Here is a 15,372-nt window from a genome sequence, read left to right as displayed (position 1 = left end):
GATAAGCTCGACCTTGAAGGTGGCGTTGTCCCCAGGCATTACCATCTCGACTCCCTCAGGAAGCTCGATGGCTCCGGTGACGTCGGTGGTACGGAAGTAGAACTGAGGCTTGTAGCCCTTGAAGAAGGGGGTGTGACGGCCGCCCTCTTCCTTCTTGAGGACGTAGACCTCAGCCTTGAACTTGGTGTGAGGCTTGATCGATCCGGGCTTGGCCAGAACCTGACCGCGCTCGACGTCGTCTTTGCCGGTTCCACGAAGAAGGACCCCTACGTTATCTCCAGCCAGAGCCTCGTCGAGGATCTTGCGGAACATCTCGAGGGAGGTGGCAACGGTCTTCTGGGTGTCCCTGATCCCGACTATCTCCACCTCGTCGCCGGAGTGGATAACTCCCTGCTCCACACGACCGGTTACGACGGTGCCGCGACCGGTGATGGTGAACACGTCCTCGATGGGCATGAGGAAGGTCTTGTCGGTGTCACGGACGGGATCGGGGAAGTAGTTGTCGCAAGCGTCCATAAGCTCCCAGATCGCCTTGCTCCATTTGTCCTCTCTGGTGCCGTCGCTCTCCTCGAGAACCTTAAGGGCGGAACCACGGATGATAGGCACGTCGTCTCCGGGGAAGTTGTACTTGTCCAGAAGCTCGCGGATCTCCATCTCGACCAGATCGAGAAGCTCGTCGTCGTCGACCATGTCGACTTTGTTCATGAAGACCACGAGGGCGGGCACGTTGACCTGACGGGCGAGAAGGACGTGCTCACGGGTCTGAGGCATCGGGCCGTCGGCGGCGGAGACCACCAGGATTCCGCCGTCCATCTGAGCGGCACCGGTGATCATGTTCTTGATGTAGTCGGCGTGGCCGGGGCAGTCGATGTGAGCGTAGTGACGCTTGTCGGTCTGGTACTCGATGTGAGCTATGTTGATGGTTATTCCGCGCTCTCTCTCCTCAGGGGCCTTGTCGATGTCCTCGAACTTCGAGAAGTCCGCATAGCCTGCGGAGGCGAGACTCTTGGAGATAGCAGCGGTAAGGCTGGTCTTGCCGTGGTCGATGTGACCGATAGTTCCGATGTTAAGATGGGGCTTTGTCCTTTCAAACTTTTCCTTTGCCATTTTAATAATACCTCCCTATTTACATAAATACGCCTCTACGAGAGGCTTTTCTTTTATGTCGTCCAGCTCTCGAGATTGTACCATAACTTTGGGTTTATCCAATAGTGCTGACCACAAAAAAAGACCCGGAACGCTTCGCCCGGGTCTCTCATGCTCTGGAGCCGACTTCCGGACTCGAACCGGAGACCCCATCCTTACCATGGATGTGCTCTACCTACTGAGCTAAGTCGGCATCGCGTTAAAAGTTTGAAATGGTGGTAGCGGGTGGATTCGAACCACCGTAGGCGTCCGCCGGCAGATTTACAGTCTGCTGCCTTTGACCACTCGGCCACACTACCACGTCATTATTACCTGGAGCCGGCAACCAGACTCGAACTGGTGACCTGCTGATTACAAATCAGCTGCTCTACCAACTGAGCTACGCCGGCCTGCGACAAGAACGTATTATACAGCAAATCCTGGGTATGTCAACTATCGGATTTCAGTATAAATTTCCCCGAAGAACCTACGGCGTACTCCAGGTCGGACCTAGCGGTGTAGGTGTCGTAAACGGCATCCACCAGCTGGGTTTTAGCGTTCGACAGGGAGACCCTGGCGTCCAAAACGTCTATGTTGGTACCCACGTTGGCGGTATATCTTTTAAGTGCCATTCGATAGTCCTCTTCCGCACTGGCCACCTGGTCCCTGGCCACCTCGATCCTCTGGAGAGCGGACTCAAGGTTCAGTTTGCCGGAGGAAATTTCCATAGAAATCTGTTTTTTGAGGTCCTCTATGGAGTGGACGAGCTCCTGAGCGGCGGCCTTCGCCTCCCTCTCTTTGGCTAGACTTTCTCCTCCGTCGAAGAAGGTCCAGGTAGCGGAGATAGATACCGTCCAATCGTCGTTATCGCTGGGGAAAAAGGAATTATCCACCTCTTTGAGCTGCCCCTGAAGCCCAATTTGAGGACCTCTCGTCCCGGCAGCTGACTTAGCCATAGATAGGGCGGACTGTCTGGAATACTCCAAAGCGACCAGCTCAGGTCTATAGATCATCGCTGCGGAGAGCGGGTCCTCAGGGACAGTCCGATCGGAGACGGAGGTCTCCGACTCGGGGAGGGTATATCGATCCTTTAGAGCGGTTCCCACAGCCCTTTCAAGGGCACTCCAACCTACCTCCACAGCGTTTTCAGCCTTTATAACGTTCAGTTTTCCGTCGGAGACGTCGACTTGAACCCTGAGCACCTGATTTTTGGCCACGACACCGTAGCGATAGAACGATTCGACCTGGGAGAGGTGTTCTTTCGCCAGATCAAGGGCCTCCTGAGCGACCAAAAGCTTGGCCCTGGCCCTCTGGAGGGAATAGTAGGCCTTTCTGACGCCGTTCTCAACAGCCTGACCGGTCCTGACCGATTGGGCCTGAACCCCCTTTAGCGCGAGCTCTTTGGCCTTTATGGCGTTGGGGACGGTCCCGCTGCTGTAGAGAAGCCAGTTGAGGCTAAGGGCCGCCTGAAAAGCGTTCTGCCAGCCCGCAGCGGCAACATTCCCTGTAGGAACACCTGTGGGCCCTAAGACGGCGTAAGTAGTGGCGTCTTTGGAGAATTGGCCCGCCAGAGAGACCCCTAGCTGGGGCAGTCTGGACGCTCGAACCTGGGCTATCTGCTGTCTGGCCTGCTCCTCTTTCGAGAGAGAGGCCATTAGGACGGGGTTGTTGTCGTAAGCCAACTCCAGGGCCTTCTCGACGGTGAGGAAATCCTCCGCTGACAGAGGACTTGAAAACAGGCACAGACAGAGCACTAACATGGATAGTTTTCTCATATTCATTACACCTTCCCCACGATTTTAGGTTTTTAGCACCATTCTAGCTATCTCAAAATAGACTATCAGCCCAAAGACATCGACGATAGTCGTTATAAAGGGACCGGACATAATCGCCGGATCCATCTTCAAGGCCCTGGCTATCAGAGGAAGGATTGCTCCGGCGAGGTTTCCCATGAGTACGACGGATACTACCGCAAAGGTAAGCACCATAGCCACGTCAAAGCCTGTATCCAGCACCATGGCCCTGGCGAAACCGAGGACCGCCAAGGCCCCTCCGAGGAGAAGGCCCGAGGCGGTCTCCCGAAGAAGTATTTTTCCTATGTCTTTTCTAGTGATATCCCCTACGGTCATGCCTCGGATCATGAGGGTAGCCGCCTGGGTACCGGCGTTTCCACCGGTTCCTATAAGCAGAGGAATGAAGTAGGTCAGGGCGACCACCGTCTGTATCGTCTGGGAATAGTGTTTAAGGACGGTGGAGGTGAAGGCCTCGGTGATTATGCATATGACCAGCCACATAAACCTCTTTCTGGCCATAGTGAGGATGTTTACGTCCAGATAACTGTCCTCGACAGGCTGAATTCCCGCCATCCTCTCGAAGTCCTCGGTGGCCTCTTCCTCGAGGATATCTAAGACGTCGTCGAAAGTAACTATACCGACAAGCCGATTTTCCTTATCCACCACCGGAATGGTGTGGAGGTCGTAGCGGGACATAACCCTGGCCACCTCTTCCTGATCGGTGGTGGTGTTGACGTAGACGGGCTCGTCATCCATTATGGATTCTACTTCAGTTTTGGATCCCGCCATTATGAGATCCTCCAGTTCGACGACCCCCTGGAGGTGTCTAGCGTCATCTATGACGAAACAGGTATAGATAGTCTCTTTCTTCCTGGCGACCGACCTGATTCTCCCCACCGCCTCCTCGGCGGTCATGCCTTTTTTTAAGTCGATAAACTCGGGGGTCATCACCCTGCCAGCGGATCCCTCAGTGTAGTTAAGCAGCCGGTTGGCGAGCTGTCTCTCCTCAGGAGAAAGCTGGAGGAGTAGTTTTTTTACCGTCTTAGCGGGAAGCTCATCCAGAAGCACCGTCCGATCGTCGTCGGACATGTCCTCTATTATCTCCCCCACCTCTTTATCTGTGACGTGTTCGATAAGTCGCTGCTGTTCATCCCATCTCATAACCTCAAAGACCTCGATGGCAAGGTCTTTGGGAAGAAGCCTGAAATAGAGGACCATCTGTGTGGAGGAAAGCTCCTCCAACCCTTCCGCGATATCCGCCGGCTCCATGGCGGACAGATGTTCCTTAGCCTCGGAAAAGCACTTACGCTCCAACATGAGACCTATTCGGGCAAACCGCTGCTCTACGCTCTCTCTTAGGTCTATAACACTCCCTCCTCTCCTGTGAAATCAGAGTTCTAGACTATCACAAAAGGCACCTCCTCGTATACGGAGGTGCAGGTTACAGTTGATATTTTGTGCCTATCCTCACACGTGAGGAGCCTATAAAAAACACCTCTGAGTCCCCTCGGAGAGATCATTCCGCCTACGCCCTGGCCCAATAGTATACTCGACCTGCCTGTTCCGTACGAACCGCCTCGGAGGGCGACGTCCTGTCGCCCCATTCTTACTACACGACGGCATGCCGATTATACGGGCTCGAATGGGCTACGTCAGAACGACCTCTCCGAGGATTAGCATTTTTAGAGAGGATCCTATAAAAACAGGGACCGAGGAAAAACCTCGATCCCTGAAAAAGTTAAATTAACGCTTGGAGAACTGGTACTTGGCTCTTGCGCCCTTCTGGCCGTACTTCTTACGCTCGACCATCCGGGAATCCCGGCAAAGCATTCCAGCCCTCTTAAGGGCGGGACGAAGCTCGGGGTTTACCTTTATGAGAGCCCTGGCGATACCGAGACGGACCGCACCGGCCTGGCCGGTAAGGCCGCCGCCGTGGGCGTTTACGTAAACGTCCATTTTCCCCTCGACACCGGCGGTCTTAAGGGGCTCAAGGGCCTGGGTCACCCAGCAAAGCCTGGGAAAATACTCCTGAACATCTCTCTCGTTGATGAGGATCTTGCCCTCACCAGGAGCGATACGAACTCGGGCAACGGCGTTCTTTCTTCTACCTGTTCCCCATGTGTAGGAAGTCTGCATGTTTAATCTACCTCCGTATGACAAAACTAGACGTTCATCTCCACGGGCTTTTGAGCCGCGTGGGGGTGGACGGATCCAGCATAGACTTTAAGCTTCCGGGACATCTGTAGCTTATTCCGGGGAACCATGCCTTTTACGACCTTCTCTATGAGCCTCTCAGGGAACTTACGGAGGATATCCCCGTAGGTAGTCTCCTTGAATCCGCCAGGATGTCCTGAGTGGCTGTAGACCTTCTTAGCCAGCTTGTTGCCGGTAAGTCTGATCTTCTCTGCGTTTATCACTATGACAAAGTCTCCAGTGTCGACGTGGGGCGTGTAAGTGGGCTTATGCTTGCCCATAAGAACCATAGCCACCTGGGCGGCGAGCCTACCGAGAGGTTTATCGGTGGCATCGACAACGTACCAGCAACGCTGGAGGGTGCCCTTCTTGGCCATGAAGGTGCGGTGATCGCTCATTCCCAACACTCTCCTTGTATTTTATCCAATATTATTATTTTATTTAACATATCCCTGCATTTCGATTCTTCGCTCAGGACTCTGGGGAGCCACGTTCTCCAACACGTAACGGCCATTATCTGGGGGTGTGGCAGCCGAATCGTGAAGTAGAAAGGCGGATCGAAAAGGGGAAGACTGTAATCAAAGAACTCTTTTAAGCCTAGGATTTTCCTGAAGCCCCGGCAACCGCCCTCTTTTAGCTATAGGTCTGCCGTCTATCATTTTTATATCCATAGTCATGTCCCTAGGACTAGGGTTGGATATGTAGCTTCCAACGCCGAAGGAGTCCACTCCCGCTTCTGAAAGCACTTTTATCCTCTCAGGGGTTATGCCGCCGGAAGCGATAATGGAGACCTCTTTAAAACCAGCACAGTCCAGTCGCCATCTCAGCTCTCGAACCAGCTCGGGGGTAACTCCCCCTCTTTCCCCTGGAGTATCGAGCCTGACCCCTGAAAGCCTTCCGTCGAGGGCCTCAGCGATCCTAAGAGACTCCTCAGTCTCGTCCTTGAAGGTGTCGACCAGGACGATTCTCGGTTCATCGGGAGCCATAGCCTGATCGTAGAGCCTCGCCAGTTTTAAGGTATCCCCAGCTATCAGAATGGCGGCGTGTGGAACGGTCCCCGAGGGTTCCATGCCAGCGAGCTTGGCCCCTAAAATACAGCTAGCGGCCTGACAGCCTCCGAACCTAACCGCAACTCGCTCCATAGCAGGGGCAACTGCGGGGTGAACGTGCCTAGCTCCAAAGCACAGAACAGGCTTCCCCTGAGCGGCTACGACACACTCTCTAGCGGCGGTCGCCCAGGCGGTGGAGCTGGCAAGCATGCCAAGATAGACGGTCTCAAGCATCCCAAAAGATCCGTAAGGACCGCTTATCCTGACTAGAACCTCTCTGGAGGAGAACTCATCCCCTTCGGAGAGAGCCTCTACCTTGATGTCACCGCAATCCTTCAAGAGAAAAAGCATCTCCGAAAGGCCGGCAAAAACACCGCTTTTTCTGGTAAAGACCTCGGCGACAACGTCAGTTCCAAGGAGACTGCCGGATTTTAGCACATCTCTGGTCTTTACGAAATAGATATCCGTGGTCTCTCCGTTGAGAATTTCCTCGTGGGTAGCGCTAAATATCCTGTCCTCGTCGACGGTTAGACGAGAGACATCCTGCAACCGGGATATACTCCCCCGTTCTGTCATGACGAACTGCCCTAGGACACTACCAGGACAACCGACGTCAACATAAACAACACGGTAACGACGACAGTTATCTTGGTAAGAGCCGTAAACCGCTGCCACTGGTTGGACGACACGTCGGCCTGGCTTCCGCCACCGAACAGCCCTCCAAAGCCACCTTGTTTTCTGTGCTGCATCAAAACCACCGATATCAGCACGAGACAGAGCAAAATGTGGACGATAGCCAATGCGGTCTTCATCCTCTGCACCTCCTGATAGATTGAACGATCCGACTTATAGCCGGGCTATTTTACCATATTTCCGCCCTCTGCAAGCCACTTTATAAAATTTCTCGACGCTTTTGCCCTATGGGATATGGAAGACTTTATGGATCCGTCCAGCTCCCCGAAGGTCACGTCGTATCCTTCAGGTATAAATATAGGATCGTATCCAAAACCGTTTTCGCCTCTAGGTTCCACGGCCACCGTCCCGTAGCAATATTCCTCCGTAGACCATATTCCACCGTCGGGCAAAGCCAGGACCAGTGCGGCGGTGTATCTCGCCTTTCGGTTCTCAACCCCCTGGAGCTCGTTTAAAAGCCAATCTCGACAGGACCGCTCATCGGCCCCCATCCTGGCGGAGTATATTCCCGGTCGACCGTCAAGAGCCTCCACCTCTATGCCGCTATCGTCAGCGAGGGCCGCCATTTTAGCGTGTGAAGCCCAGGCACCTGCCTTGAGGGTTGCGTTCTCGAGAAAGCTTGACCCTGTCTCCTCAACGTCTAGATCGGACATATCTTTGCCAAAATGGAGTTCGATACCTAAAGGACTCAGAAGGTCTCGAAACTCGACGAACTTGCCTTTATTCCCACTGGCTATAACCATATCACGAAGATGCAAGGGCTTCCAGCTCCTCTCCATCCATATCAAGGGCATTTTCCTGTAAGGCGACGAGCTTTTCGATAGAGTTTGCCGCAAGGGACAACATGTCCTGAAGCTCTCCTTTGCTGAATACGCCGTTTTCCCCGGTTCCCTGTATCTCTATGTAATTTCCGTTGCCGTCCATGACGACGTTCATGTCCACGTCCGCATGGCTGTCCTCCTGGTAGCACAGGTCCGACAGAAGCCTTCCCTTTACGGTCCCTACGCTAACCGCTGCGACGTGAGACCTCAGAGGTATAACCCCAACTTTGCCGGATCTCCAAAGGTATCTCAGGGCATCTACCACCGCCACAAAGCCACCGGTAATGGCGGCGGTCCTGGTTCCTCCGTCGGCCTGTATGACGTCGCAGTCCACCCATAAGGTCCTCTCCCCTAGCTGCTCGAGATCCACAGCGGCCCTGAGGGATCGGCCTATAAGCCTCTGAATTTCGCTGCTTCTGCCGTTAAGACGTCCTTTTGATATATCCCTAGGAACCCTGGTAGAAGTCGACCTGGGCAAGAGGGAGTATTCCGCCGTTATCCATCCACTCCCGGACCCCCTTAAAAAAGGAGGGACTTTCTCCTCCACCGATACGTTACAGAGAACTTTAGTCTTTCCAAAGGAGACCAGACAGGATCCCTCGGCATAGCAGGTATAACCTCTCTCGAAGGATATTTCCCGCAGATCCGATCCAGATCTCCCGTCTTCCCGTTTCTCTAATAAATTATTTTTCATATCCCCAAAAGAACCTCACAATATATCAAGATTGTTTTCTAAGCTCCCAGGGAACAGAGAGAGGGACTTCTCCCGCCGATTCCCGGATCTCTCCGTTTATCATAAACTGTACCCTGGCCACGGGCATAAAGTTATCGGTGACGCTTCTGACCACTCCGGTCATCACCAAAGAACCTTTTTGTGCGGAGAGTTTAGACAGAGCGATCTGAAAGGGTTCGTTGAAATTCAGATACATCACCTCTCCATCCCTAAATACATTTTTAATGTTAACGTCGGAGGCGAAGACCTTAGCCTCCGAAAGCCTGGACAGAAGGGTCTCGAGGAGCTTTATCACGTCGTCCTCCATGACCCCTGAAGCCATTTCGACCTTTTCCCTTATCATCTTTCCCTTATCGTCGGGGACATATATATTGAACGTCACCCTCTTGCCCATGTCCACAAGGGTCTGTATGCCCTCTCCGGAGGAGGACATCAGGTTATCCGCCTGCTCTACGGAACTGACGACCTCCGGCTGTCCTCCGATTCCTCTGCCATCGAGATAGTTGAGTAACCAGCCGGAACTGAGATAACCCATGGAGAAAAATATCGTGGCCACCGCTCCCCAGGCCAGAGCTCTCACCAGGAATTTTAGAGGACCCGACGGTTTTGTATCCCTCTCCTGCCTGCTTCTTCTGCCTCGTCTATCACTCGATATCCCCATATCCTCTCTCAGGTCAATCATCTCCTGTCATTTTAAATACGCCTTTATACCCTGAGCCAGGGATTTAGCGAGTCTTTCCTGGTAGGAGGGGTCCGCCAGCATTTTAGCCTCTGAAAGCTCGGAGATAAAACCGGTCTCCACCAGAACCGCTGGCATAGCCGCCCCTCTAAGGACGTAGAAAGGGGCCTGAGCGACCCTTCTCATAGGCAGTTTGCCCCTCTTTCCAGCGGCGAAGAGAGCCTCCGCAAAGTTGGTGCTCTCCTGAATTTTATTGTTCTGCTGCATATCGCCCAGTATGCTGAGAAGAAGGCTTGTCTTATCCCCTCCCTGGCCGTTTCCGCCCTCCGCGATCTCGGCGTTCTCTATCTTGGCTAGCTCCATAGCGTCTTTGTCGGTAGGAAGGGCCATTAGGTATATCTCGACGCCTTTTGCGTGTCTTCCCTTGGGCAGGGCGTTAAGGTGTATGCTGACGAAGGCATCGGCGTCCCACTTGTTTGCGAGGTCCGTCCTCTCTCTGAGCTTTAGATAACGATCTCCATCTCTGGTCAGCCTAGCGTCCATTCCAAGAGCTTGGATGTTCTTTACCAGTCTCTTGGATATCTGTAAGGCCAGATCCTTTTCCCTACGACCGTGGGCGACCGCACCGGGATCCTTTCCACCGTGCCCCGGATCCACCACCACCAGAGGCCTTTTTTTCGACGAAGGGGCGGGACGGGGTTTTGAGGGAGAAGGAGCGGTAGGGGGGAGAGACACCACCGCAGGGGCGACGGAAGGTCTCAAAAAATCCGCCACAACCCTGTGAGGGTCGGTCAGCTCAAACACGGTGTGTTTCCACCCAGGAGAGGATACCAATAGAATCCAACCATTTCCATCTTTTTTTATCTCCGTCGAGACCGATGGGTCGGGAGAAGGTCCAACTTGAGGTTTAGCCTTAAATGAAAACCTCAGACCATCGGCAACGGACTTAAAGGGAACTTTTCCCTCCGTCTCGACGACCAATCTAACCCTGTCTTCGTGAACACCCCACCGGAAGGACGCCGCTTCGACTTTAGACAAAGGCAAAACGGAAGGCGTGGGAGATACAGGAGGAGCCTTAGGGGCAGCGACCTCCACCGACGGGGATGACCCACCTCGCCACAAAAGCCTGGCTCCATCCCCCGATTTAGCCAAAAGTTTCTCCATCACCGCCAAAGAAGACTCTGAGTCCATCCACCATCGCCCATCGGATACAAAAGCCTTCTTCCTGAGGGATAGGATCTCATAACCTAGCCATACCGCCGCGGCGTTAGGAATAACCTGAAGGTTGACGTTTCCCTTAGCTATAAGCAGTCCATCGTTCAGGGACTTAGCGGAATAGCCTAAAAGCCTGGCCATCTCTCCTATCGCTACGTAGGTGTCGCTCTCGACGTATTTGACGTTAACGGTGCCTACAGAGGCTCCATCCTTAACGAGTTGCCAGCTCTCAGCCCAGAGGGAGAGGGGAAAGCTCAGTAGCAGGATGAAAGCCCAAAGAAACCTACGCCCCCGCCAGAGCCACATCTCGTATCACCAGCGAAGGTGACCCTATATCCCCAAAGAAAGTTAAATCGTTTCCGACGTAGGATATATTTCCTATGAGGTCTAAGAGGTTACCGGCGACGGTGACTCCGGATACAGGGCCTTTAACCGCTCCGTTTTCGATAAGTCTCCCTTTAGCTCCAAGGGAGAATTCGCCTGTAACCGAATTCACCGTATGAAGTCCCTGAAACTCGGAGACCCAGAGTCCTCTATCTATCCAGGAGATCATATACTCAGGGTGATTTTCACCTTTTTCGATAAAGAGGTTGGTCACGTCCACCTCGGGATTGGAGGATATGCCCCTAAATCCGTTGCCTGTGGGCTCTACGCCCTCTTTTTTCGCCGAGCTGAGACAGTGGAGAAAGCCCTTTAGCCTACCTTGGTCGATCAGGACTTTCCTGGAACATGGGACTCCCTCTCCGTCCAGGCAGGAGGATCCCATGCCCCTAATCAGTCGACCATCGTCGACGACGGTCAGGCAGGAGGCTCCGACCGAATCCCCTAGTCGATCCCTAAACAGAGACCGGCCTTTCTGGACGGAGGAAGCGAAGAGCATCTCCGATAGGACGTCCAGCAGAGACGACGCTCCATCAGGCGGTAAATACAGGTCATACAGGCCGGAGGGGATAGGTCTGCCGTTCAACGTACCCACTACGTCCTCTACCGCCTTTTGGGCTATGAGAGATAGATCCATATCCCCCAGGTGTCGGCGATGGAATCCAGCTCCTCCCATCTCCATGGCCTGGTCTTCCTCGGCCACCAAAGACAGGCCAGCCCCTACAATAGATCCTCTGTGCCATGAAGCAACACCGAGGGAGTTGGCGTAGAAAGACAGACCTACTCCATCGCTCCATGAAGCGCTTCTGACGGAGATAACCCTTTTGTCCATAGAGGAAGCCAAGCGGTGCATCTCTGAACACCTTTCCAGCCGCTCCTCTCCGGAGATAGACGGCACTTCAGGGTCCCAGAGGTCAAGGTCCAGATCTTCTTCTTTGGTCGGAGGCGCCATCGTAACCCATGGATCGGGCTCTGAAAGGCCACAGTTGTCCATGGCCCAGTCCACTATCTGGGTCAGTGAATTTTGATCAAAACCGTTGCCACTGGCCACCCCTTGCCGGCCTTCCGAATCCACTACCCTCAGGCCTATTCCGCCGGACTGAGAGCTTCTGGAGGTCTCTACCTGACCATCTCTCATGGATAGGGTTCTGGTTACAGAGTCACTGTAAATTACGTCGGCCATCGAGGCTCCCCGTCCTATAGCCCTTTCGAGAAGGAGCCTGGAGACCTCCTCTATCCTCTCTATAGGTAACATCAGGCTGTCAGTGCCTCTCTTAAAATGCAGTTTGCTCCTCTGATAACCTCTTCTCTGTCCATGCCAAGATGGGTTACGAGTCTGAACCTTCGAGGCTCCATATCGTTGAAAAGGACTCCCTTGGGTTTACAGGAGGCGGCTAACTCGGAGGAAGAAGGACCTTTTTCAGCCAAATTCACGTAGACCATGTTGGTCCTCCTGGTTCCCTGAGGTACGGGCTCGACGATCAGCCCCCCTTGGGCAAGGGTGTCAGCCAAAACCTGACCGTTTTCGTGGTCCTCCAGCAGTTTAGGGATGTTGTTTTTAAGGGCGTATATCCCCGCCGCCGCCATAAAACCGGCCTGACGAAGTTCTCCACCGAGCCTTTTTCTCTCAAACCGAGCCCTGGAGATAAACTCCTCCGAACCGCACAGCATCGCCCCCATAGGGGCACCTAGCCCTTTAGAGAGGCAGAATTGAACCGAGTCCACCGAGGAGGTGTACTCCTTTACGTCCACTCCCCAGGCCACGGCAGAGTTAAAGACCCTCGCTCCGTCCAAATGGATAGCCAGCCCTTTCTCCCTGCCGGCCTCTACGACAGCCTTGAAGTCGGACAATGGCTGAGCCAAGCCACCTCTATCGTTATGGGTGACCTCGAGGCACAACAGCGAAGTCTGGGCAAAATGAACGTTTACCTCAGGACAGCTGTTCAGGACCGATTCGGGAGACGGAAGACCGGAGGAGTCGTCTAAGGCATAGGGCAAAAGTCCCGCTATGGCGGAGAGACCTCCTCCTTCATACCTATATATGTGGGATTTATCACCTACAAGGACCGCCTCTCCTCTCCTGCAGTGAGAGCCTAAGGCGGTGATATTCCCCATCACCCCCGACGGAACGAAGATAGCGGCCTCCTGACCGACTATATCCGCCGCCAAAGATTCCAATTCGTTTATGGAGGGGTCATCTCCATATCCCGAATCTCCAACTGAGGCCTCGAAGATGGCCTTTCTCATCCCTCCATCAGGACAGGTAACCGTGTCGCTTCTAAAATCCACTATATTCAAATTCATTTCCCCCTACGAGATCTAGCTCAGCTCAGGCACGATTAACGGAGAGAGCCACAGCTCCCTCCGTCTCGAGATCTAAAGGGATATCCCAAGCCTAGCCCATGGAAGAAGGTCCTCCGCTACAGGAACTCCCATAGATACCCCTATCCGATTTGATCCATGGTAATCCGATCCGGCGGTGCAGTGCAGACCGAGGTCTGAGGCCATCGCCATATATTGATATATCTGATCCGCTTCGTGGTGTCTGGAAAGGCACTCTAATCCCCAGAGTCCCATCTCCTTAAGGGAAAAAAGGATGTTTTTCAACTCCAGGAGATTTCTGGAGGTCTGGATCGGGTGAGCCAGGACCGGTACCCCTCCGGCCTCTCTTATAAGGGAGATAGACCTCTCCGGCGAGAGACGTTTCCTGGAGACATACCCTGGGGCTCCCCTTTTGAGGTATCTCTCAAAACAGTCCCGCATAGAGAGAGAATATCCCTTTCTGATCATGGCCCTAGCTACGTGAGGTCTGGCGACTACATCCCCTTTAGACTCCTCGAGCACGTCCTCGATGGATATATCCAACCCTATAGCCCGCAATCTCTCTATTATCTCCAGATTTCTTTCATCTCTGTGACGCCTTAAGTTCTCCAGCTCTACACACATACCGTCGTGGGATGGATCAAAACCGTATCCCAGTATATGCATAGTAGAGGGATATTCAGCGGACAACTCCACCCCAGAAAGGCCCTTAACTCCCCACTTTTTACAGGCTTTCAGAAAAGACGGCACCCCTTCCACCGTATCGTGATCGGTCAGACTCGCTACAGCGATAGAATGCCTTCTAGCCATCAAGGCCAGGTTTTCCGGTGTCTCGGTACCATCGGAACAGTCGCTGTGGAGGTGAAGATCCACAAGGAGCATGGTTTATGCTACTCCTCTTCCCTGGCGTACCCCACGAGGGCATCGATCTGGAAAAGGGCGGGAAGGTCGAGAAGGACTATGATACGACCGTCCTCCATTTTTGCGACACCTCTCATAAACTCCTGATCCACCGTGGATTCAAGGTCCGACACCTGCTCTATCTGATCCTCGTATATGGTGTTTACCTCTTTGACGTTATCCACCAAAATACCGAACAGGATCTCGGAGAATTCCACCACTACAATCCTGGACTCGCTCGACATATCGTTAGAGCTTCCACCGATCCTCAAAGATATATCCAGCACAGGCACGATAGTCCCTCTCAGGTTAATGACACCTTTGATATGTCTCAGAGCGTTAGGCACTCTGGTGATGATAGGAGGAACCCTGACTATCTCTCTGATATCCTGGACGTCCAGACCAAAGTTTTCGTCGTTAAGCCCGAAGACCAGGATTATCTTCTCCTTGCCCTTGTAAGCCCCAGCTGCGTACATATCCGCTTCGTTTATCTTCACTTTCTCTATTTTATCCTGAACCATCTTTACGCCTCCTCTTACCGGGTTAGCCATCAGTCTAATACTACCATCTTTCACGGTGAAGGATAAAGCCCTCAAGGGTTACTATGGACAGATCCTCCTCGGTTATTATGGCGATACTGGCAGGATCTCTGCCTCTAGGGGCGCTGGCGGATCCTGGATTCATGTAGATAGTTCCACGTTCCCTCACGAGAGAGGCTATATGGGTATGACCGGTCAGAACTATATTGGGGGTTCTTAAAAGGGCTATCTCTCGAACAGAGGAAAAATCGTGCCCGTGAGCCATCAGTATAGATCGTCCCATCCATTTCAGTTCTAACGTAGGTTCAAAGGATCGGCCTATTTTTTCCCGATCCATACCTCTATCGCAGTTGCCTCTAGCGACGTAAAACGGTATAGACAGAGACCTAATTTCCTGGGCCAGATAAAAAGATCCTTCAGTCTCAGGATGGGAGAGGACGTCTCCACAGTGTAAAATCATTTCCAGATCGCCCCAAAGACCTCTAGCCTTCTGCCAACAGTGAAGGTCTCCGTGGGTATCGGATATAACCCCTATTCTAGCCATAAAATCCCTCCCATCGACGTCTATTCTACAACATGAAGAAGGCCCTGTCTCTTTAGAGACAGGGCCTTTTTAGTAAAGCAATAGAAAAGATCCTTGGCAACGACCTACTCTCCCACGAAGCAAATCGCAGTACCATCGGCGCTGGAGGGCTTAACTTCCGGGTTCGGCATGGAGCCGGGTGTACCCCCTCCGCAAAGGTCACCAAGGACCTTCTCAAAATATAAACACCAAGACATAGGAACTAGAGAAACCAAAAGAGGTTAAGGCCTCGGCGTATTAGTACCGGTCAGCTCCACACGTTGCCGTGCTTCCACCTCCGGCCTATGTACCCTGTCGTCTACAGGACGCCTTACTTGCTTATGCAATGAGGTATCTCATCTTGAAG

At 53.1% G+C, this 15,372-nt stretch carries 16 protein-coding genes, 3 tRNA genes and 2 rRNA genes; all 21 read right to left on the bottom strand.

Features of this window, described 5'->3' with window-relative positions:
- On the bottom strand, window positions 1–1,107 hold a 1,107-nt coding region (gene tuf / locus B9Y55_RS12225), incomplete at its 3' end, for an elongation factor Tu (protein WP_085544296.1).
- A gap of 156 nt (window positions 1,108–1,263) precedes the next feature.
- Window positions 1,264–1,339, bottom strand: a tRNA-Thr gene (locus tag B9Y55_RS12220).
- A gap of 20 nt (window positions 1,340–1,359) precedes the next feature.
- Window positions 1,360–1,445: transfer RNA gene (locus B9Y55_RS12215), tRNA-Tyr, on the bottom strand.
- A 14-nt stretch (window positions 1,446–1,459) separates the two neighbouring features.
- Window positions 1,460–1,535 (bottom strand) — tRNA-Thr (locus B9Y55_RS12210).
- A 39-nt stretch (window positions 1,536–1,574) separates the two neighbouring features.
- Entirely contained in the window at window positions 1,575–2,906 is a 1,332-nt protein-coding gene (locus B9Y55_RS12205; RefSeq protein ID WP_085545633.1) for a TolC family protein, read from the bottom strand.
- An 18-nt stretch (window positions 2,907–2,924) separates the two neighbouring features.
- On the bottom strand, window positions 2,925–4,283 hold the full coding sequence (mgtE, locus tag B9Y55_RS12200) for a magnesium transporter (RefSeq protein WP_407641450.1): 1,359 nt from the start codon (window positions 4,281–4,283) through the stop codon (window positions 2,925–2,927).
- Window positions 4,284–4,661: 378 nt separating this feature from the next.
- A complete protein-coding gene (gene rpsI, locus B9Y55_RS12195; protein WP_085545631.1) occupies window positions 4,662–5,054 on the bottom strand; it encodes a 30S ribosomal protein S9 in 393 nt (130 codons plus the stop codon).
- 26 nt (window positions 5,055–5,080) lie between these two features.
- Entirely contained in the window at window positions 5,081–5,509 is a 429-nt protein-coding gene (rplM, locus tag B9Y55_RS12190) for a 50S ribosomal protein L13 (protein WP_085545630.1), read from the bottom strand.
- Window positions 5,510–5,689: 180 nt separating this feature from the next.
- The gene (locus B9Y55_RS12185; RefSeq protein WP_085545629.1) at window positions 5,690–6,736 is read right to left on the bottom strand and encodes a nicotinate phosphoribosyltransferase; all 1,047 of its coding nucleotides are present in this window, start codon (window positions 6,734–6,736) and stop codon (window positions 5,690–5,692) included.
- 11 nt (window positions 6,737–6,747) lie between these two features.
- The gene (gene secG / locus B9Y55_RS12180; protein ID WP_085545628.1) at window positions 6,748–6,972 is read right to left on the bottom strand and encodes a preprotein translocase subunit SecG; all 225 of its coding nucleotides are present in this window, start codon (window positions 6,970–6,972) and stop codon (window positions 6,748–6,750) included.
- 45 nt (window positions 6,973–7,017) lie between these two features.
- The gene (rdgB, locus tag B9Y55_RS12175; RefSeq protein ID WP_234986237.1) at window positions 7,018–7,611 is read right to left on the bottom strand and encodes an RdgB/HAM1 family non-canonical purine NTP pyrophosphatase; all 594 of its coding nucleotides are present in this window, start codon (window positions 7,609–7,611) and stop codon (window positions 7,018–7,020) included.
- A complete protein-coding gene (rph, locus tag B9Y55_RS12170) occupies window positions 7,598–8,368 on the bottom strand; it encodes a ribonuclease PH (RefSeq protein ID WP_085545627.1) in 771 nt (256 codons plus the stop codon). The genes rdgB and rph overlap by 14 nt, the downstream gene beginning before the upstream one ends.
- A gap of 25 nt (window positions 8,369–8,393) precedes the next feature.
- Window positions 8,394–9,089, bottom strand: coding sequence for a GerMN domain-containing protein (locus B9Y55_RS12165; RefSeq protein WP_085545626.1), 696 nt, complete (start codon window positions 9,087–9,089; stop codon window positions 8,394–8,396).
- A 6-nt stretch (window positions 9,090–9,095) separates the two neighbouring features.
- Window positions 9,096–10,607: an N-acetylmuramoyl-L-alanine amidase family protein gene (locus B9Y55_RS12160; RefSeq protein WP_085545625.1), complete on the bottom strand. Its 1,512-nt coding sequence runs from the start codon at window positions 10,605–10,607 to the stop codon at window positions 9,096–9,098.
- Entirely contained in the window at window positions 10,585–11,937 is a 1,353-nt protein-coding gene (locus B9Y55_RS12155) for a TldD/PmbA family protein (RefSeq protein ID WP_085545624.1), read from the bottom strand. The genes B9Y55_RS12160 and B9Y55_RS12155 overlap by 23 nt, the downstream gene beginning before the upstream one ends.
- Window positions 11,937–12,986 (bottom strand): threonine aldolase family protein, encoded by a 1,050-nt coding sequence (locus B9Y55_RS12150; protein WP_085545623.1) that lies wholly within the window; start codon window positions 12,984–12,986, stop codon window positions 11,937–11,939. The genes B9Y55_RS12155 and B9Y55_RS12150 overlap by 1 nt, the downstream gene beginning before the upstream one ends.
- A 72-nt stretch (window positions 12,987–13,058) precedes the next feature.
- Window positions 13,059–13,886, bottom strand: a complete 828-nt coding sequence (locus tag B9Y55_RS12145) for a PHP domain-containing protein (RefSeq protein ID WP_085545622.1) — start codon at window positions 13,884–13,886, stop codon at window positions 13,059–13,061.
- Window positions 13,887–13,894: 8 nt separating this feature from the next.
- The gene (locus tag B9Y55_RS12140; RefSeq protein WP_085545621.1) at window positions 13,895–14,425 is read right to left on the bottom strand and encodes a chemotaxis protein CheW; all 531 of its coding nucleotides are present in this window, start codon (window positions 14,423–14,425) and stop codon (window positions 13,895–13,897) included.
- A gap of 40 nt (window positions 14,426–14,465) precedes the next feature.
- Complete coding sequence (locus B9Y55_RS12135) at window positions 14,466–14,987, bottom strand: metallophosphoesterase (RefSeq protein WP_085545620.1); 522 nt, start codon at window positions 14,985–14,987, stop codon at window positions 14,466–14,468.
- A 91-nt stretch (window positions 14,988–15,078) separates the two neighbouring features.
- Window positions 15,079–15,193, bottom strand: a 5S ribosomal RNA gene (gene rrf, locus B9Y55_RS12130).
- A 50-nt stretch (window positions 15,194–15,243) separates the two neighbouring features.
- Window positions 15,244–15,372 (bottom strand): 23S ribosomal RNA (locus B9Y55_RS12125); the annotation flags it as partial.

This window comes from Dethiosulfovibrio salsuginis, from assembly GCF_900177735.1.
GTDB classification, from domain to species: Bacteria; Synergistota; Synergistia; order Synergistales; family Dethiosulfovibrionaceae; genus Dethiosulfovibrio; species Dethiosulfovibrio salsuginis.
The sequence above is the reverse complement of the archived record's forward strand: the minus strand, read 5'-3'. Positions and strand labels throughout refer to the sequence as shown.

Excerpts from the sequence above, each read along its gene's own strand:
- B9Y55_RS12145 (WP_085545622.1), bottom strand. The coding sequence starts at position 13,886 with ATGCTCCTTGTGGATCTTCACCTCCACAGCGACTGTTCCGATGGTACC.
- B9Y55_RS12150 (WP_085545623.1), bottom strand. The coding sequence starts at position 12,986 with ATGAATTTGAATATAGTGGATTTTAGAAGCGACACGGTTACCTGTCCT.
- B9Y55_RS12165 (WP_085545626.1), bottom strand. The coding sequence starts at position 9,089 with ATGATTGACCTGAGAGAGGATATGGGGATATCGAGTGATAGACGAGGC.
- B9Y55_RS12135 (WP_085545620.1), bottom strand. The coding sequence starts at position 14,987 with ATGGCTAGAATAGGGGTTATATCCGATACCCACGGAGACCTTCACTGT.
- rph (WP_085545627.1), bottom strand. The coding sequence starts at position 8,368 with ATGAAAAATAATTTATTAGAGAAACGGGAAGACGGGAGATCTGGATCG.
- rpsI (WP_085545631.1), bottom strand. The coding sequence starts at position 5,054 with ATGCAGACTTCCTACACATGGGGAACAGGTAGAAGAAAGAACGCCGTT.
- B9Y55_RS12185 (WP_085545629.1), bottom strand. The coding sequence starts at position 6,736 with ATGACAGAACGGGGGAGTATATCCCGGTTGCAGGATGTCTCTCGTCTA.
- B9Y55_RS12155 (WP_085545624.1), bottom strand. The coding sequence starts at position 11,937 with ATGTTACCTATAGAGAGGATAGAGGAGGTCTCCAGGCTCCTTCTCGAA.
- rplM (WP_085545630.1), bottom strand. The coding sequence starts at position 5,509 with ATGAGCGATCACCGCACCTTCATGGCCAAGAAGGGCACCCTCCAGCGT.
- secG (WP_085545628.1), bottom strand. The coding sequence starts at position 6,972 with ATGAAGACCGCATTGGCTATCGTCCACATTTTGCTCTGTCTCGTGCTG.
- B9Y55_RS12205 (WP_085545633.1), bottom strand. The coding sequence starts at position 2,906 with ATGAATATGAGAAAACTATCCATGTTAGTGCTCTGTCTGTGCCTGTTT.
- B9Y55_RS12160 (WP_085545625.1), bottom strand. The coding sequence starts at position 10,607 with ATGTGGCTCTGGCGGGGGCGTAGGTTTCTTTGGGCTTTCATCCTGCTA.
- B9Y55_RS12140 (WP_085545621.1), bottom strand. The coding sequence starts at position 14,425 with ATGGTTCAGGATAAAATAGAGAAAGTGAAGATAAACGAAGCGGATATG.